Annotated in this window: 1 protein-coding gene; it reads left to right on the top strand. The window is 26.8% G+C overall.

The genetic code is table 11. From position 1 onward, the window contains the following. A partial coding sequence (locus KI369_RS28700) for a tetratricopeptide repeat protein (RefSeq protein WP_212959023.1) occupies positions 1 to 384 on the top strand: 384 nt, incomplete at both ends.

Below are 384 nucleotides of genomic sequence, written 5' to 3'. Positions count from 1 at the left end.
AGGTGTAGAAGAAACTGAACAACATGGTCATATATACTATAATTTATGTCATGTATATAAGGAACTTTATAAAGATAAAAGTATTAGTCGTTTGTATGCCATAAAAGCTTACAATATATACAGAAAAAATGGTATGCAGAAAAACGTAATAAATATACTTTTAATGCTTGCAATATTGTATATTATGGATGAGTTATACGAAAAGGCACTTGAAATTTTACAGCAAGTAGAAAATAGTTTGGCTACTAATGGTGATTCAAAGTATTTACCTATAATTTCATATGATTACGGTAAAATGTATCAAGGTTTGAAAGACTATAAGAATGCCATTAAATACTACGAAAAAACTTTGGAATTAAGTGAATTTTTATCAGAGAAAGATCA

The sequence above is a fragment of the Bacillus sanguinis genome (assembly GCF_018332475.1).
Classification (GTDB): Bacteria; Bacillota; Bacilli; order Bacillales; family Bacillaceae_G; genus Bacillus_A; species Bacillus_A sanguinis.
This window is presented reverse-complemented; position numbering and strand designations above follow the sequence as displayed.